The organism is Coleofasciculaceae cyanobacterium, assembly GCA_036703275.1.
Taxonomy (GTDB): domain Bacteria; phylum Cyanobacteriota; class Cyanobacteriia; order Cyanobacteriales; family Xenococcaceae; genus Waterburya.
In genome coordinates this window covers 16,772-35,544 of the sequence record DATNPK010000012.1, presented here as the reverse complement: position 1 = coordinate 35,544, position 18,773 = coordinate 16,772, and the positions used below count along the sequence as shown (strand labels likewise).

Annotated in this window: 15 protein-coding genes; 8 read left to right on the top strand and 7 right to left on the bottom strand. The window is 38.9% G+C overall.

Annotated elements, in window-relative coordinates:
• Positions 1-219: 219 nt before the first annotated feature.
• From V6C71_02410 to V6C71_02400, 3 genes are all read right to left on the bottom strand, one after another.
• Complete coding sequence (locus V6C71_02410; GenBank protein HEY9767344.1) at positions 220-780, bottom strand: biopolymer transporter; 561 nt, start codon at positions 778-780, stop codon at positions 220-222.
• Entirely contained in the window at positions 764-1,054 is a 291-nt protein-coding gene (locus tag V6C71_02405) for a LuxR C-terminal-related transcriptional regulator (GenBank protein ID HEY9767343.1), read from the bottom strand. Before V6C71_02405 ends, V6C71_02410 begins: the two co-directional genes overlap by 17 nt.
• Positions 1,055-1,511: 457 nt before the next feature.
• Entirely contained in the window at positions 1,512-1,679 is a 168-nt protein-coding gene (locus tag V6C71_02400) for an NblA/ycf18 family protein (GenBank protein ID HEY9767342.1), read from the bottom strand.
• Between the two features lie 293 nt (positions 1,680-1,972).
• On the opposite strand from V6C71_02400, the gene V6C71_02395 reads away from it, so the two are divergent.
• The 4 genes from V6C71_02395 to V6C71_02380 all read left to right on the top strand — a co-directional run bounded on the left by V6C71_02395 (position 1,973) and on the right by V6C71_02380 (position 8,433).
• Positions 1,973-2,572 carry a phycobiliprotein lyase gene (locus V6C71_02395; protein HEY9767341.1) on the top strand — a complete coding sequence of 200 codons (600 nt, stop codon included), beginning with the start codon at positions 1,973-1,975 and terminating at the stop codon, positions 2,570-2,572.
• A 152-nt stretch (positions 2,573-2,724) separates the two neighbouring features.
• Positions 2,725-3,483, top strand: coding sequence for a phycobilisome rod-core linker polypeptide (locus tag V6C71_02390; GenBank protein ID HEY9767340.1), 759 nt, complete (start codon positions 2,725-2,727; stop codon positions 3,481-3,483).
• Between the two features lie 769 nt (positions 3,484-4,252).
• Positions 4,253-6,523, top strand: coding sequence for a response regulator (locus tag V6C71_02385; protein ID HEY9767339.1), 2,271 nt, complete (start codon positions 4,253-4,255; stop codon positions 6,521-6,523).
• Positions 6,524-6,591: 68 nt separating this feature from the next.
• Complete coding sequence (locus tag V6C71_02380) at positions 6,592-8,433, top strand: EAL domain-containing protein (protein ID HEY9767338.1); 1,842 nt, start codon at positions 6,592-6,594, stop codon at positions 8,431-8,433.
• 20 nt (positions 8,434-8,453) lie between these two features.
• Here V6C71_02380 and V6C71_02375 read toward each other — a convergent pair whose 3' ends face one another.
• On the bottom strand, positions 8,454-9,368 hold the full coding sequence (locus V6C71_02375; GenBank protein HEY9767337.1) for an RluA family pseudouridine synthase: 915 nt from the start codon (positions 9,366-9,368) through the stop codon (positions 8,454-8,456).
• A gap of 680 nt (positions 9,369-10,048) precedes the next feature.
• On the opposite strand from V6C71_02375, the gene V6C71_02370 reads away from it, so the two are divergent.
• The 3 genes from V6C71_02370 to V6C71_02360 all read left to right on the top strand — a co-directional run bounded on the left by V6C71_02370 (position 10,049) and on the right by V6C71_02360 (position 12,599).
• Positions 10,049-10,753, top strand: a complete 705-nt coding sequence (locus V6C71_02370) for a Mo-dependent nitrogenase C-terminal domain-containing protein (protein ID HEY9767336.1) — start codon at positions 10,049-10,051, stop codon at positions 10,751-10,753.
• Between the two features lie 114 nt (positions 10,754-10,867).
• The gene (gene obgE, locus V6C71_02365; GenBank protein ID HEY9767335.1) at positions 10,868-11,878 is read left to right on the top strand and encodes a GTPase ObgE; all 1,011 of its coding nucleotides are present in this window, start codon (positions 10,868-10,870) and stop codon (positions 11,876-11,878) included.
• A 178-nt stretch (positions 11,879-12,056) separates the two neighbouring features.
• On the top strand, positions 12,057-12,599 hold the full coding sequence (locus V6C71_02360) for a hypothetical protein (GenBank protein HEY9767334.1): 543 nt from the start codon (positions 12,057-12,059) through the stop codon (positions 12,597-12,599).
• A 186-nt stretch (positions 12,600-12,785) separates the two neighbouring features.
• Here V6C71_02360 and V6C71_02355 read toward each other — a convergent pair whose 3' ends face one another.
• From V6C71_02355 to V6C71_02345, 3 genes are all read right to left on the bottom strand, one after another.
• Positions 12,786-14,609, bottom strand: a complete 1,824-nt coding sequence (locus tag V6C71_02355; GenBank protein ID HEY9767333.1) for a ribonuclease J — start codon at positions 14,607-14,609, stop codon at positions 12,786-12,788.
• A gap of 329 nt (positions 14,610-14,938) precedes the next feature.
• Positions 14,939-15,829, bottom strand: coding sequence for a 4-hydroxy-tetrahydrodipicolinate synthase (gene dapA, locus V6C71_02350; protein HEY9767332.1), 891 nt, complete (start codon positions 15,827-15,829; stop codon positions 14,939-14,941).
• Between the two features lie 48 nt (positions 15,830-15,877).
• A complete protein-coding gene (locus V6C71_02345; protein ID HEY9767331.1) occupies positions 15,878-16,921 on the bottom strand; it encodes an aspartate-semialdehyde dehydrogenase in 1,044 nt (347 codons plus the stop codon).
• Positions 16,922-17,253: 332 nt separating this feature from the next.
• Here V6C71_02345 and tig point away from each other — a divergent pair, with 332 nt between their 5' ends.
• Positions 17,254-18,696 (top strand): trigger factor, encoded by a 1,443-nt coding sequence (tig, locus tag V6C71_02340; protein HEY9767330.1) that lies wholly within the window; start codon positions 17,254-17,256, stop codon positions 18,694-18,696.
• The last annotated feature ends 77 nt before the right edge of the window (positions 18,697-18,773 follow it).

The following is an 18,773-nucleotide window of genomic DNA, read 5'->3' as shown; positions in this document are numbered from 1 at the left end:
AATATAAACTACCAAATAAACCGAATTCAACACTTATTTTAACGGATTAAATTAATAGACGATTAGTCAATAACGAATCAATGGTGTTGAATAAAAAGCAGTAAGTAATAAGTAATAAGTTTTTTTCTATTGCAACCAACTTTCTTTTTCAACCAATTGTCCGTACTTGATATCATTAGCACATTTATTTAGTTCTACTGGTTATAGTTAAAATCAAATTTATGGTTGCTGGGGATTAAGAAAATTTTGAGGTGTAGAAAGATCAATTCCTAAACCTCGATCATAAATTTCAATATCCCATTGCCCTGAGCGATTTCCTTCAAACGAAATAAAGCGTCCATTCCCGCTAATACTTGGTTGACGAACTTCTCCAATAAAATTTCTAGTCAGATTTTGGCTTTTGGCCGTCAAGCGCTCATATAAAAAAATATCAGATTTACCCAATTGCTCCGACACATAAACTATATAGCGTCCATCAGCACTTATATCTGCCTGAGACTGCATACTGCCTGGTTGATTCAATCCAGGAAGCGTAATTAAACGTCGGCGTTGCAAATCGTAGAGATATACGCTTCGCTTAGATTGGCGATCGCTAGTGTATATTAGATAACGACCATCATAAGAAAAATGCGAGTCTGCTTCGGCTGCAATAGAATTTAACGTGGCGTTAATATTTTGTGTCGGCGGAGTAATGTATCTAGAAGTTTGACAACTACCTAGACCAAAAGCGATCGCCATCAAAATTAACTTAAGGAAATGCAGTTTAGGACAGCACTTCATTGTGATTTACAGTCTGACTGCTATTTGGTAAATAACAGCAGTTAACATTATCCAAACAGGCTTTACCCCATTGCAAAGACCAGCGCACTAATTCAACGCGATTGATTGCCCCAGTTTTTTTCAAAATATTGCTGATGTGATTATCAACAGTTCTTTTACTGATCTCTAGTCGATGAGCAATTTTATGATTACTCAAGCCAGTTACTACCAGTTCAACAATTTCTAACTCTCGCGTTGACAACAGTGCTTCATGACTAAGTTGCTCAGCTTCCATCAATATCACCTAGTACAATTACTTACTACTTTACCTATTTTAAAAGGTAATGTTTCTAAATTACTGCTAGTAAACTAATAAATGAATTATTCTTTAACAATTGCTCTGGATTTTGTAAGCTATTGCTAATTATAGTTGCGAATTATCAATAATTCCTTACTAATATACATATTGAACTTTAGGAGCGAAACCTGGTTTTGGCTATCGAAATATCTATCAATTTGATAATGAAATTGCTGGTGAGCTTTCAACTCCTGGCTTTAATTTAAAGATCGTAGCTAAATCGCTGTAAGTGCGAAGCTTTGAAGTAAATTGATTCGTGACGTTCCCAAGTACTAGAATCCTTCAATCATCAACAAGTTATTCTGTTTGGATAACTTCTGTGTTTGAGCTAAATAACTTCGCACTACATATATAATTAAGCTTAATTACATTGATAACATATAGTCTGTAAGTCTTAGGCGTTTTTGAGCAGATGTTTGACTAAGTTATCTTTTACCATCATTTGGCGAAACATTTCTAATAAATATTCTTGAGCTTGTTCCTTGCTTAAGCTTTGTACTTGTTCTTGAAGTACTTTTAACTTAAATTGCTGCTCCATGCTTAATTGGCTTGATGAATTCATTGGCACCACTCCTTAATCTAATAATTACTCAGCCTCTGAAAATGCAATTTTTTGAGCTGACATAAGTGTTAATTTGCAATTAATCTAACACTGGCACTATAAAAAGTCTATAATGTCAAGGATTAATTAATTAAAGTAACAAAAAGTTATAAAATACTTATCGAAGAGTCCTAATTTTGGTGTATTTTGATGCGGAAATAAAATATAAATCGGCTATAGAGAGATAACCACAAATTACCGATATAGTAGTAATTAAGGCGATAAATAAAATTTATATGGCAATTTATATGACTATGAATTCAATCAAAGACGCAAAAGAATTTTTTCAACAGAGTGCAGGAAGATGGCGATCGCAACGCACCACGCACCACTTACCTTTTAGAAGAGCAGAAAGCGGGAGTTCAGATATCAATGTCGAATTTCTCGATGCTAATGATGAGAAAATAGCTGCAATCTGCCAAATGCACGATGTCGAGCCTCAAAAAGCGATCGGCGGCGCATTCGTTAGCTGGGATGGCTCAATGGCGTGGGATAAAGAAAATGAGGATCATAAAGGAACAACCGTATTTGCTTTAATTCCTGACTCGGAAGACCCCCGCAAAGGTAAACTACTCAGAGAAAGAGGCTATGCAGAGATTGTTCCTGTGGCCGGAGAATATCACCTGGATCGAGAAGACGGACTAGTCTTAATTACTGAATATGAAACGATGAGTATCATTGAACGCTTTTGGTTCGTTAGTCCTGATTTACGCTTACGAAGCAGCACCGTTAAAAGATTTGGCGGATTTAATACCGCTACCTTCTGTGCAGAATCTCGTGTGAGCGAAGCAACCGTACCAGATGCAACCGTCGAAAATACCGAGGCTAAATCATTTGCTATTTCAGGATGGTAATTGATAGCCAGTAACTCAAATTAAGTGAAGCAAACCGAAACTAACTAATTACTCTGTAATATTTTGTTACCGTTGTTCATTTGTATCCCCTAACTACCGTATGATTGGGACTAAGATTTTTAACATAACTCACGATAGACGGAGGTTTTGACTTGTCTATTCCCTTACTAGAATATAAGCCTAGTTCCCAAAATCCTCGTGTCGCAGGATACGATGTTGGGAGTGATGACCAACCCAGAATTTATTCAGCAGAGAGTACATTCTCTTTGACTGAAATGAATGAATTGATTGATGCAGCATATCGTCAAATCTTTTTCTATGCTTTTCGTTCCGATCGCGAAATTTACTTAGAATCTCAATTGCGTAACCGTCAAATTACCGTTCGAGATTTTATTCGTGGACTTTTGCTTTCGGAAACTTTTAGAAGTAGCTTTTACGAAAAAAATAGCAACTATCGTTTTGTCGAACAGTGCATCCAAAGAGTTTTAGGGCGCGATCCTTATAACGAAAGAGAGAAAATTGCTTGGTCAATTAAAATAGGTACTAAAGGTAGAGAAGGATTTATTGACGCGTTGCTAGACAGTGACGAATACATAGAAAACTTCGGCTACGATATTGTACCTTATCAACGCCGTCGAGTACTTGCTGGTCGCCAAACAGGAGAGCGTCCTTTTAATATCAAGTCTCCTCGCTATAACGAATATTATCGTTCCATTTTGGGCTTTCCTCAAATTATTTGGCAAACCGAAGTACGTCGTTATACTCCTCAAGAAAAGCAAGCAAAAGCAGGAAGTCCCGCTTTATATTTAAATATGGCTCGTAGTCTACCTAATAGAGCAAATACTCCTACCACAAACTCAGCAACCAATCTTGACTACCTGAGTAAAGTTCCTTATCGTAAAGTTACTTAATTTCAGGTTAAGTATTTGCAGTTAGTAGCTTAGTAAATTGACTTGACCGTATCTAAGAGGGAAAGTTATGAATTAGCTCCATAGTTTCAAAAAATTATGTTGTTAATTGGTAACCTCCCTCTTTTTAATTGCTTGTTAAAAAAGCCGACGTACTCTGCACGGAGTAATCTTTGACCTTCATTATAGGCAAACCTGCGGAAATTAATGGGAATGACGATAAATTCTCGCTTTTGTCTTTAATTTTCAAAATGATATCGAACGTACCAGTTAGACGTAATCGAGTTTTTTACATTTTTGTAGTAGATATGTAGAAAAATCAATTAGATTTAGACAGTTAAAATGGATGATTTTCTGTGTGAATCCTAATTAATTCGTATGTTACAGAATTGCTAATCTCGAGACAGCAAGGCAATTGCGCCACAAGCTCTCAGGCTCGATCCTCTTATATGCTTTTTGCCAAATCCACAAAGGCATTATTAACTAGGTATAACCGTTACAATGGAAAATCATTGCAGTTAACGAAAATTCAGCTCAAGCATTAGCATAATGATGCTATTGAATTTTCAAATCAAGATTAATTAATTACCAATAGAATCTCCTAAACTTCAGCTTTAGCGTTTAATAACCATTAATTACCAGCGTTTTATTATCTAATATTTAGTTTGTTGAAGTATTTATGAAGCTCAAAAACCGAATTAAACAGCTAATAAAGAGCATACATAAGCCACGTTTGGGAATTAATAATATATCATTGTATTTGATAATTTTAATGCCAATCATCGCCAATCCCTTAGCTACTGACTGGTTGACACAATATTTTTCGATTCAACAAAACTCAAAAAATATTAATAAAAACGTTGGTAATCATGCAGACAATATAAGCGATCGGCTGCTTTTTTATTTAAATAATTCACCACAAATAAAAGACATCAGTGCTGATAATCGTCAAAATCAACTTTTATCTCAAATACTTAACAAATACTTAACCCAGGCAGATCTAGATTTTTCAGCCAAAGTTATTGTCATCAACGAAGATGGTTTAATTATTGCTAGCAACTTTCGAGAAATAAACAACAAATCATCTTTTGCTAGTCAAGATGTTTTAATATATCTCCAACAAAAGTTCGACTCATTTTCTAAGATAAATAAGGCTCAACAATTTGATTTTAAGATTAAGCAGAATTTTCTTTTCGGACAAGTAACTCCCTGGCAAAGTAAAGCATTGGGGTTAAATGGTTTAATAGTGGCGATCATTCCTAAAACAGAATTAATGATTGACCAATCAGATGAACAAAGAAGTTTGAGATTAAGATATTTAACCTATTTGTCGTCAACTGTTTTTCTGGGAATATTGACCTGCATCTGGATAACTAGATTAATTAAATTAAATCAATCGCCGATGCCGATGGAACTTTCCCACAATCATTCTGATAATCAACAGATTGCCAAAGGCGATCGACTTAATGAGCGAGACGATACTTCATCACCCAGCCGCGAACATTACCCTGCTTTGAATCAAGAAGACTTATTTTTACAAGGGGCTGACTCTGAAGAAAACCTCAACCTTGACCCTCCGCTTAGTCAGACTGATTTACCGATCGCCCAAACGGAAAAAACAGTTCATAATGAACCATATGAATTATTAGCAGATATGAGCCATGAATTGCGATCGCCTTTGAACGCGATATTAGGGTTCGTTCAGATTATGGAGCAAGAATTATCAATAACTCCCACAAGTCGAGAAAATATTGCAATTATTAATCGTAGTGGCGAACGTTTATTAGGGATTATTAATGACGTAGTTGACCTGGCTAAAATTGAAACGAATCGACTGACTTTAGAGCATAATAACGTTGATTTTTATTCCTGGTTAGACACGATAGAACAAAGCATCAAGCTCCAAGCTTACGATCGGGGATGGGAATTTTCTTTAATTAGAGAGGAAAACTTGCCTCAATATATCTGTATTGATGAGCGCAGACTACGCCAGATTCTGCGAAATTTGATTGATTATTGTTTTAAATCCACACCTACTTCAACAATAACCCTTCGAGTTGCTTATGGTAATGCTCGCCAAAAGACGACAGTTGTGGCAAACCAGCAAAGCTCTTCTAAAAACCTTAATGTTTATTTTGAGGTAGAAAATGCTAATCTTCAAGTCACGGCTACAGAATTAGCTACCCTATTCAATCCTACGGTTAGAGTGCGACAAGAACAACAGTCTCAATCTGCTAGAGGTAGTTCTTTAAATCTGCCAATTAGCCGTCGGCTTGCTCAATTAATGGGAGGAGACATTACCGTAAGCAACAACAGCAATTTAGGACAAGGCATAATCTTTAATCTAGAGATTCAGACCGAAAGTATTGTGGCTCAAAAATTGCAGGTTCAATCTGGCTTGAGAAGAATTATCCGTCTAGAATCAGACCAGATTGAATATCGAATTTTGATTGTCGATGACTCTAAAACCAATCGTAAAATTATGTCGCTGCTATTGGAACCAGTAGGTTTTAAAATCAAAGAGGCAGTTAATGGTAAAGAAGCAGTAGATATATGGTTGCAGTGGCAACCTCATATGATCTGGATGGATTTAAGAATGCCCGTAATGAATGGTTGTGAGGCAACAGAGCGAATTAGATCTTATCCTCATCTATACACGCCGATTGTAGCACTGACTGCTAGTACCTTAGAAGAAGAAAAATTGCTATTTAAAGCAGCGGGATGTGATGATTTTGTCGGGAAACCCTTTTCAGAAAACGTTATTTTTGACAAAATTGCACAACACTTAGGAATACGCTACGTCTATGAACCAATTATTCCTGTGACCCCTAGTAATTTTAAATTGACGGCAGAGACATTAAATGTAATGTCCGACCGATGGTTAAACCAAGTAGAGCAGGCAGCGATAGTGTTAGATCGAGACTTACTGACTCAACTATTAGCAGAAATCCCCCTAGAACATACTGATTTAAAACATGCCCTGCAAAAGCAGGTTAACGATTTTGATTTCGATAACATTCTCAATTTAATAAAAAAGAGCTAGAGCGGTTAACCAGTTGACATTACGCCATCATTCATGCGGACAAGTCCATCTTCACCCAAACAAGAAAAATGACGATCTCTATTCCAGACAAGACAATTAGTATTTTAGTGGTCGATGATGTTGCTGATAATTTGCAAATTCTCGCGACTACTCTCAGCAAACAAGGATATCGGGTGCGCTGTGCCAAAAATGGATTCACAGCAATACGGGGGGCAAGTACAATTCTTCCCGATCTAATTTTATTGGATATTAAAATGCCCGATCTTGATGGTTATCAAGTTTGTCAAAAGTTAAAAGCCAATAAACAAACCCGCGATATCCCAGTCATTTTTCTCAGTGCTTTAGATGATGTTTTGGATAAAGTTAAAGCTTTTGAAGCGGGTGGAGTAGACTATATTAGTAAACCTATCCAAGTCAAAGAAGTCTTAGTTCGGGTTAAAAACCAAATTTCTCTGCAATTAGCCAATGCTAAGATTAATGAATTAAATCAGAATCTCGAAAAAAAAGTTTATCAACGTACTATTGAACTAAAAACTGCGGTTCAAAAACTGCGCCAAGAAATTAACGAACGTCAGCGAGTACAACAGCAGTTAATATATGATGCACTGCACGATAGCTTAACGGGATTAGCGAACCGAGCCTTATTGATGGAAAGAATTGAATTTACCATCGCCCATGCCAGACGAAATCCTGGTTATATGTATGCACTATTATTTATCGACCTCGATCGCTTTAAAATTATCAACGATAGTCTAGGGCATTTAATTGGCGATCGATTATTAGTTGCCGTGTCTAACTTACTCCAAGGATGCGTGAGAGAAAACGATATTGTGGGTCGGCTCGGAGGTGACGAATTTGTCATTTTGTTAGACGGCATTAAACAGCTTCAGGATGCAACTTTAATTGGCGATCGCATTCAAAAAAAATTGCGATCGCCATTTGAATTACAGGGTCAAAGTATTTTTACTAGTGCCAGTATTGGCATTGTATTTAGCTCAATAGAATATAGCAACGCGACTGATTTAATGCGCGATGCTGATATTGCGATGTATCGTGCCAAAGACAATGGAAAAGCGCGCTACACCATTTTTGACCAGACAATGTATGATGAAACTCTTCGCTTAGTTGAATTAGAAAACAATTTGCGTCTGGCTCTTGAACGTAATGAGTTTGTCATGCACTACCAACCAATTATGTCTTTGGATCACAATAGCTTGGTTGGTTTTGAAGCGCTGATTCGTTGGCAACATCCTGAAAGAGGTTTTATTTCTCCTGTCGAATTTATTCCCATTGCCGAAGATACAGGATTGATCTTGAGCATTGGTGAATGGTTACTCACAGAAGCTTGTCAACAATTACAAACCTGGAGACAACAATTTAGTTCCATATCTCAGATTGACTCTTTGAAGATGAGTATCAATTTAGCTAGTCAACAGCTACAACAGCCTGAGTTTATTGATAAGTTAGATCGAATTCTCTTAGAAACTGGGTTGAACGGTAGCTCTTTGAGATTAGAGATTACTGAAAGTGCTTTAATTGAACCCGAAGGAAATGTCCAAAACACTTTAAGGCAAATTAGAAGCAGAAACATCAAGCTAAGTATTGATGATTTTGGTACGGGTTATTCTTCTTTGAGCTATTTGCGCCGTTTTCCCATTGATAATCTGAAAATTGACCGCTCTTTTATCGAACAAATGAACTTTGATTCAGAGAATTTTGAGATTGTTCGATTGATTATTACCTTAGCAAAAACCTTGGGAATGGATACTATTTCTGAGGGAGTAGAAACACCTCAACAACTTAGTCAGTTAAAATTTTTGGGATGTGAGTTTGGTCAAGGATATTTATTTTCTAAACCGCTAACTCCTCAAGCAGTTGAGTTAATGTTAGCCGAGTATCCTCAGTTTTGAAAACAGCAGACACTTGACAACTAGTTTCGACGACGCAAAACTTGCAAGAGTTTGGTAAATTCTGCTGGTAGAGCTGCGATCGCCTGAATGGGTTCTCCTGATATTGGATGTAATAAAGATAATTGTCTGGCGTGGAGAGCTTGACCCGATAAATTGACTTTTAAAGCACGATTTGAGCCGTAGGTGGTGTCTCCAAGTAGAGGGTGTCCTTGATGAGCGCAATGAACTCTGATTTGATGAGTCCGCCCCGTTTCTAACACAAATTGCATCAAGCTATAATTACCAATTCGTTCCAAAATTTTCCAGTGGGTGACGGCTTCTCTGCCTCCTTGGGCTACAGGAATAACCGCCATCTTTTGGCGATCGCCTTTGTGACGACCAATCGGTAAGTCAATTTTTCCTGTTTCGGTGGCAAAAGAACCGTAGACTATCCCCCAGTATTCTCTTCTGGTCGTTTTAGCTTTAATTTGTGCCTGTAAGTTTTGATGAGCGCGATCGCTTTTGGCGATCACAATTGCTCCCGTAGTATCTTTATCGAGTCGATGGACAATTCCTGGTCGTTCCACCCCGCCAATTCCTGCTAAAGTGTCGCAATGATGCAGTAAAGCGTGAACTAGCGTCCCCGTATAATGTCCTGGTGCTGGATGCACCACCATACCCGCTGGTTTATTAACAATAATCAACTGTTCGTCTTCATAAAGAATATCCAGAGGAATATTTTCAGGAGTTAAATTGAGTTTTTCGGGTTCAGGAATAGTTATGTCAAGAGTATCACCAGGGCTAACTTTAACCTTTTTACTGTTGCAAACCTGATGATTTAACCTGACATTGCCGTCTTCAATCAGCTTTTGGATACGAGAACGAGAAAGATCGCTTAAATTGGTCGATAGCCAAAGATCTAGGCGATCGCTTTTTTCGGTTACCTGTAATGTAATTTCTTGAATAATAATTGCGTTTTTAAGATTACAGTCTTTAGTTTTAATTTTAAACAGTTATGATACAAATTTAGGAGAAAGACTGATGCAGCTATTAACTATCACACTTCAAAACTTGGCTGTTCTCCTCCCCAAGTAGGCAGTCAGCTTTTGTTTGTTTTAGTCGCGATCGCTTTTTGCCACAACAATTGTGCCAGAAGACGAGAAACTGAATCGTTTATTGAATCTCTGTCATACTAAGCTCTGCTTTTGGGCTTGAGTCGCTTTCAATTTTTGGTATAGCAAAGGGCTCTTTTCTTTGCAGGACTGCTGTAGCCGCTGAAATTCGGTTTCACCCTCTTGCAAATAATTATCATCAATCGATTAGCAAAATAGAAAGCGATCGCTCCATAAACTTCCAGTCAGAGCAACGGAATTGGGCAATGCTTTTAGGTGATTCTCTTAGAAATGAATATTTAATAATTCAGTTTAAAGACAGCTATAAACCTGTTTAATATTTGATTTAGTTTACAGCTAAAAGCCTACAGCTTAGCGCTAATTTAATTTTAGAAAGTTTTATAAGTAGTTTTCGCTATCATTTATATGGCATAAAATTATTATCTTTGTAGATCTTATGTGCCGCGTTGCCTCGTATATTCAAAATTACAAGTTTATTTTCAACACCTAAAACATAAATTCTGATGACTGGTATTACTAAATCTGCTTATAGCGATCGCCAGATTGTGGCTTGGCTTAGAGGTCTATACACTATTGCCCTGGTAGACGGACATTATCACCCGCAAGAACAAGAATTAATTACTCAATTGACTCAAGATTTAGCTGACATTAATGATGTTGACAATCTAGAGGCGATCGCTCCCGAAGAGCTTGCTGAAAGTTTGGGCAAAGAATCAGAAACTGCTGAAAACTTTTTGCGTACCTGCGTATTAGTAGCTGTAGCCGATGGAGTCTATTCTAAGTCTGAATATGATTTGTTATATAAATTTAGCAATGCTTTAGAAATTGAAGTTGAAGCTCTCAAGTCTTTAAAAAATACTCTATATAAGCCAGAGGAATTACCCACAGAAACTAGTGCAGGTGCTGCCTCTTCTCTAACTCCACCTGCCGAAAAAGGTAAATCTTGTGTAGATGTGCTGCATCCTGTGAAAGATTGGCTGGAAGATATGGAAGTCAAAGATCCCCGTTTGGCTAAATTTGTCTGTAAAGTAATCCCGCCACAATGTCCTTTTGAGCGGGATATTAATTTATTTGGACGCAAAATTGCTCATATTCCTCCTCTTTGCAAGTTAAATCCTTTATATGAGCAGTTTACAATGCTGCGCTTTCGTTCACTTTCATACCTAGCCGATGAATGTGGCGAAGATGTGACTAAGTACGTACAGTGATTTGATTGATGCTTTTAATTATCTGGTTTATAGCTATTAGCCTTAGTTACCAAATAGCAAAACCTCAAGTGATAAACTATACAAAGTTTTACCGAATTGTGCCGTAATTTATCTATGCAGTTTATCGATCTAGCCGAAGTAGAAGTAGTAGCGGGCAAGGGTGGTGATGGAATGGTGGCATTCCGTCGGGAAAAATATGTCCCCGCTGGGGGCCCTGCTGGGGGCAATGGTGGTTGGGGAGGGTCAGTAATATTAGTAGCGTCAAGTCGACTGCAAACTTTACTGGATTTTCGCTATGCCAGAATTTTTCAAGCCGAAGATGGCAAAAAAGGAGGACCGAATAATTGTACGGGAGCAAAGGGAAGCGATCGCCTAATTGAAATTCCCTGTGGTACTCTAATTACTGATGCCGATACGGGAGAGTATATCGGTGACTTAACTATTGATGGTGAAACTCTTTGTGTTGCCGCAGGTGGCAAAGGCGGTCTAGGTAACAAGCATTTTTTGAGTAATCGCAATCGGGCTCCAGAACACGCTTTGCCAGGGTTAGAGGGAGAAACCAGACGTTTACGCCTTGAATTAAAGCTGATCGCCGAAGTCGGAATTATTGGTTTGCCCAATGCCGGAAAATCTACGCTTATTTCTTCGTTATCTTCAGCGAAACCCAAAGTCGCTGACTACCCTTTTACGACTCTAGTTCCTAACTTAGGAGTGGTACGTAAACCGACGGGAGACGGTACGGTGTTTGCTGATATTCCTGGATTGATTTCAGGTGCTTCTGAAGGTATTGGCTTGGGTCATGACTTTTTACGCCATATTGAGCGAACCCGCATCTTACTACATCTAATTGACGCTACGGCAGATGATCCAATAGTTGACTACCAGACCATTCAACAGGAACTAGAAGCCTATGGACATGGTTTACCCGAACGTCCGCAAATTATTGCTTTTAATAAGATAGACGCAGTAGATTCAGAAATCTTAGACCAAATTACTTCTGAATTACAGGAACTTACTTCTGTGTCAATTTTTCATGTCTCCGCGGTAACTCGCCAGGGATTAGATACTTTGATGCAAAAAGTTTGGTCGATTTTGGATGCAGAAGAAGTTTCAACAGCAATTTAATTTAATCAAAGATGGATACGTAGCAAATCTACGGTTTAACAGCGATCGCCTTCTTTATTTTTCTTTTCTATAAACTATGACAGCATCAGCATTTTAGTTTGATGATGCATAAATTTATTGTTCTCAACCTACTAAATAGTAATTAGTTCACTAAATTTAAGTAAGTGAGAACCGAAAAATGAACAGCTCTATTCGTCAGTTTAACCCAGGATTAATAATAATCGCTTTAACCGCTACAATAGCTACTGTTGCTCAACCTCAACCAGCATCAGCCCAAATTTTAGAAGTAGTTTCTGGAGCATTAAATGCTTTGGTTAGAAGCAAACAACCACAACCACAGGTAATTCAGCAACCAGTACCTGTTCCAACCCCTGTAACACCGGGAAGACCTGAGTTTAATGTTGGTACAAACAACGCTAATGGCAACAGTCTTAACCTATGTCTATCCAATTGTTTGCCTGCTGGTTCTGCTCCCGCACCTGCTCCTGTTTTGGCCCCACAACCAATTGTGACTCAAATTCCTCAAGTTGTTCCACAGTCGCCTATTGCTCAACAGCAAACCTCTAGCACTGTAGTCAATCACAATGGTGTTGTAAACGGCACAGCAACAGCTCAAACAGATCAACAGTCTTCATCTCAATCTGCCACAGTTCAAAATATTCCTAATTATCCGACAACAAACATTTCTCCCGTAAACCTGCCAATTAATCTACCTCGCTAATTATTATTTACTGTAGCGAGTAGATTATCTGTAATATGGATAAGTCTTGACTCATTTTTATTGACGATTTTATTTTTTCTCTTACTGACGAACAAAGCGTTACTTGCTCTAATGTCAAGTAACGCTTTTTATTACAAGTATAATTTTTAAAAGCCTAAAGCCTAAAGCCTAAAGCTAATGGCCGATTTATGAGCGACGAGAAATAACGGGAGCGGAAGTTGAGTTTGTTGAGTTTGTTGAGTTTGTTGAGTTTGTTGAACTAGAACGTCTTCTTCTTCTGGCTGCTGTCGTTTTAGTAGGTTCTTTTTCAGGAGTCTGCATTAAAAACACCACTAAAGGACGACTACGTAGTTCTCGCTTGATTAGACGCTGTAATCCACCTTCAATTTCTAAACGTACCTCTGTCCAGTCAATTTCGGTTTCTCCGTTCTGGCTATGGCTAAAGTCGCTCCAGCGATCGCTTAAAATTCTTTCAATGGTTCTGCTGACTAACTGCTGTAGTAAGGATTGCTCGACTGAAGTGACTACTCCTCGTAAGTGCAGCGCTGGAGAGGCGACTAGTTTACCCGACCAGTCAATTGCCGCAGCTACGGTAATGACTCCATCTTCGGCAAGCTGTTGTCTTTCTTTCATGACATCATCTTGAACAATACCAGCGCGATCGACTAGTTCAATACCAGAAGGAACTTCTCCATTAATGCCAATACTATCTTGGGTAAGCTCAATAATATGACCGTTTTTAATAATCACAATATTTTCTTCGGGAACACCCATTGCTTTTGCCATTCCTGCGTGTTCGACTAACATACGATGTTCACCGTGTACAGGCACAAAGAACTTAGGTCTGGTCAAATTCAACATTAGCTTGTGGTCTTCTCTAGCACCGTGACCCGAAACATGAATTCCTTCGCGACGACCATAGATTACTTTTGCTCCCTGCATCATCAGACGGTCAATTGTGTTAACCACTCCAACAGTGTTACCAGGAATAGGGTTAGCGGAAAATACAATAGTATCTCCTTCTCTGACGCTGACTTGGCGATGTTCCCCTCGGGAAATACGAGTCATTGCTGCTAGGGTTTCTCCCTGTGAACCAGTGCTGAGAATTAAAACTTTATTATCTGGTAAACGATTGACAGAGCGCAATGGTTCAAAGATATCATCGCGACATTGAATATATCCCAGCTTACGAGCATGAGCGATGACGTTGAGCATAGAACGTCCTACTACCGCTACCTTACGACCATGCTTCTGAGCTAAATCTAAGACCATATTGACCCGATGCACCGAAGAAGAGAAGGTTGTTACCATCAAACGTCCTTGGGCTTGACCAAAGATGCGATCGAGGTTGGGATAGACCGAACGCTCCGAGGGTGTATGTCCTGGTACTTCGGCGTTAGTAGAGTCACTCAGCAAACACAATACCCCGTTTGCACCATGTTCGGCTAGTTTTTGGAGGTCGAAGTGTTCTCCATCGACTGGGGTGTGATCTATTTTAAAGTCTCCTGAGTGGATAATTACGCCAATCGGGGTATGAATCGCGACGGTAAAGCTATCGGCAATAGAATGGGTATTACGAATATATTCGGCGCGGAAATGTTTGCCAATCTGTACGATATCCCTAGGAAGAACACTTTTTAGCGTGGTGCGATCGCTAACCCCTGCCTCTTCTAGTTTGTCGCTTAACAGAGACATAGCTAGCCTAGGACCATAAATTATAGGTATATCAAACTGCTTGAGGTGATAGGCTATACCACCAATATGATCTTCATGACCATGAGTCACAATCATTCCTTTGATGCGATGAGAATTTTCTCTTAAATATGTCATGTCAGGCAAAACAATGTTAATGCCGTGCATTTGATCCGAAGGAAAGCCCAATCCCGCATCTAATAGAATAATTTCGTCTTCATATTCAAAGACGCAGGTATTTTTGCCAATTTCGTGCAATCCACCCAAGGGAATAATTTTGACGGTTGACTTATTATTTTTCTTGATTACTTTACTCATTTGGTTTTGTTGTATTTGGTTATTCGCGCTTGTTTTATTTACTCAATAAAAACTGTAAATTCGCCTTAGAATCTTTTTCGTAGAGCGTTTTCTAAGAACTGTAAAACTATCTAATTTAATTAGTTTCCCAATCCGATCCTACTAACTGTAAAAACTTTTATAGTGAATAATTATTGATATTATTTCCAAAAGTTTGCAATTTTTCATACTGATTGCCTCAAAACTGTTCTCGAAGACAATTAATTTCTTATTGTATTGCAGATATTTAAAATTGGCTTATATATTAAAAATAAAACTTTATTTTAATAATAAATAATAAAAAAACCAGACTAAATTAAGTTTAATTCTTGTAAAACTATTTTTAAATTTTCTAGTAAATCCAATTGTAGCTCACATAAAGGTGTACGCAACCTTCCTACTTTCCAGCCCTGTAAATTTAAGGCAGCTTTAACTGGAATCGGGTTAGTTGTCATGAACAGAGCCTGAAATAAAGGAAAAAGTTGCAACTGTATTTTAGTCGCTTGCTGATTATCGCCTGTGGCAAACGCCTGAATCATTGACTGCATTTGGTTTCCCACCAGGTGTGAAGCCACGCTAACTACTCCCGAGCTTCCTATCGTTAATAGGGGTAGAGTCAAGACGTCTTCCCCTGAATAAATAGCGAAGTTTGGGGGAGTCAAACACCTCATTTTGCACGCCTGCTCTATGTTTCCGCTAGCATCTTTAATTGCCACCACATTATCAATCTGCGCTAAATTAGCTATCGTTTCTGGATCTAGGCTGCAACTAGTCCTACCTGGCACATTGTATAACATCATTGGTAAATCGGGGCAGGCTTCGGCGATCGCTTTGAAATGCCGATACAGTCCCGACTGGGGTGGCTTATTGTAGTATGGAACTACCTGTAAAGAACCATCTAAATCTAGTTTAGCAGCTTTTTGCGTAGCAGCGATCGCTTCGGTAGTCGAATTTGAACCAGTACCAGCGATAATCTTGGCGCGATCTCCCACTGCTTGTTTTACTACTTTAAATAACTCATACTCTTCTGACCAACTTAAAGTGGGCGATTCTCCTGTAGTACCGCAAACCACCAAGCCATCACTACCGTTTTCTACCAGATGTACCGCCAATTTTTCTGCTACCACATAGTCGACGCTGCCATCTTCAGCAAAGGGGGTTACCATTGCCGTCACTACTCTACCAAAGGGGTTTTCACGCATCTATCTCTATTTGACTCATCATTATTTTTTACTAAATATATAAATCCCTTAGACACTAACTGCTGAATTAGGAACGGTTAATAAATTCTTTTCGAGCAACAGTTCGGCTATTTGTATGGCATTAAGGGCAGCACCTTTACGAATTTGATCGCCACAAAGCCATAATTCTAACCCGCAATTGTGAGAAATATCTTGGCGAATTCTACCTACCAATACAGGATCTTGTCCTGTTGCGTCCATAGGCATGGGAAAATAATTATTTTGCCAGTCCTCAACTAGTTTAACTCCAGGTGCAGCAGCGATTAATTCTCTGGCTTGGTTGACATCAAACGGCCGCTCAAATTCTAGATTAATCGCTTCGGAGTGGGCGCGTAGAATTGGCACACGGACGCAGGTAGCAGTAACTCTAATTTGATCGTCATTGAAAATCTTCCGCGTTTCATTGACCATTTTCATTTCTTCCTCGCAATATCCTTGGTCGTTCAAGGGAGAATTATGAGGGAATAGATTAAAAGCAATTGGATAAGGCAATACTTTTGCTTGGGGCTGCCTGCCATCTAAAATCTCTCTTGCCTGAGTTTGAGCTTCTGCCATTGCCATTGCTCCTGCACCTGATGCCGATTGATAAGTAGCAACAACAACTCGTTTAATTGGCTGTATTTTGTGTAGAGGATAAATTGCCACGCCCATTAAAATAGTGGTGCAGTTGGGATTGGCAATAATTCCCTGATGTTTAGCGGCAGCTTCAGGATTAATTTCTGGCACAACTAGAGGAACATGAGCATCCATCCGAAACGCACTAGAATTATCGATTACTACTGCCCCAGCATTGACCGCGATTTTTGCCCAAGCTTTGGAAGTAGAACCTCCAGCAGATGCTAAAACAAGATCGACATTTTCAAAAGAATTTTCCTCTACTGCTTCTACAGTTAATTCTTGCCCTTGGAAAACAATCTTGCTACCCGCAGAACGCGAAGAAGCTAAAAGCTTTAAATTTTTGAGCGGAAAATCGCGCTCGGCAAGTAGTTCTAATAGCTCTTGTCCTACTGCTCCTGTTGCGCCCAAAATAGCTACATTGACGTTTTTAGACAATTACATTAGCCTCCTTTATATTTTTTACTGTAGTAAATTGAACTGACCTGCTAAATCTAGCTAGGTCTCGCTGCTGTTGATTAAATCAAAATCTATATAAATAATTTTTCCAACTTAATTACGCCTACCTATTTAGTTCATATAGATATAGTATTATGTCTATTGACTCATAGGGAAAACTGTTAAAAATTGTTTTAGTTTATCGCAGCCGAGCGCACGCTTACTCGTCTGGTTTAAATAAATTGAGCTTTGCAAGTTTTAACTTTACTTAAGTTAATTCCTACCTAGATCTACCATAAAATTAATCAAGTAGTTTTAAGATATAAACATCGATGAAAGTAACCCAGGAGAGACTTCCTGAAAGTCAAGTTGGCTTAAATATAGAAATTGCCCCAGAAGCGTCTCGCAGTGCTTATGAAAAAATGGTGCAAAACCTTTCTCGTTCCAGCAATATTCCTGGGTTTCGCAAAGGGAAAGTACCACGCCAAATTTTATTGCAAAGAATTGGTAACGAACGGATCAAGGCTGCTGCCCTTGAAGAACTAATTCAAAAATCTTTACAAGATGCGATTGAACAAGAATCAATTGAGGCTCTCGGGCAGCCCAATTTACGTTCTAGTTTTGAAGAACTATTGGGACAATACCAGCCTGGAGATGCGATTACTTTTTCAATAGCGGTAGATGTTCCTCCTACTCTAGAATTAGCAGATTACAGTAATCTAAGTGTAAAAGCTGAAGAAATAGTCTATAAACCAGAGAAAGTAGACGAGTTTATCGAACAGCGTCGCTCGCAAAAAGCTGATTTAGTCCCCGTTGAAGAGCGAACAGCTCAAATGGGAGATGTAGCCTTTGTCGATTTTAAAGGCACTTTGACAGCCGAAGGAGAGGCAGGCAAAGAGATTGAAGGAGGAAGCGCGACTAATTTTCAGGTAGAGATAGCCGAAGGCAAGCTGATTCCTGGCATGGTTGAAGGTATTGTCGGCATGAAGCCAGAGGAAACCAAAGAAGTGGAGGTTACCTTCCCAGAGGATTATCCTCAACAGGATTTGGCGGGTAAACCAGCCGTATTCAGCATTACCTTGAACGAACTAAAAACTAAGGAACTGCCTGAATTAGATGACGACTTTGCTCAAGATATTAGCGATGATGAGTTTGAAACCTTTGCAGCCTACAAAGAGTCTGTAGAAAAGCAATTTAAAGAGCAAGCAGAGAACCAAACCAAGAATAACATCAACGCGGCGATCGCGGATGCTTTGTTGGAACAAAACACTTTAGATTTGCCAGAATCTTTAGTTCAGGAAGAAGTGACTAACGTTTTAACCAAAACCCTGATGCAGATGCAACAAATGGGGCTAGACATGAAACAGTTATTTAATTCCGATAACGTGCCGATGTTGCGGGATAACGCTCGTCCAGAAGCGGTAACTAACCTGCAAAAGTCTTTGATCGTTAAAGAGATAGCCAAAAGAGAAGGTTTAGAACCCGATGAGGCCGCAATCAATGCCAAGATAGAAGAAATAAGACCACAATTGACTGGACAAGAAGTCGATGAAGACCGTTTGTTGTCCATGGTTACCGAAGACCTGACCAGCGAAAACACCTATAGCTTTTTGCGAGAAAAAGCAACTATTGAACTTGTTCTGGAAGGCTCACTAGCAGAATCCGAAGCAGACGATTCTGAATCAGAGATAGAAACTGCCGAAGTGGAAGTAATTGCCGATTCTGAATCAGAGGTAGAAACCGCCGAAGTGGAAGTAATTGCCGATTCTGAATAAGACAGCTTGCTAGTGAGGGAAAAGAACGCCAAACTATAATTGAGTTGATGCCCATTCCGATTCTTCATTAGCAAATC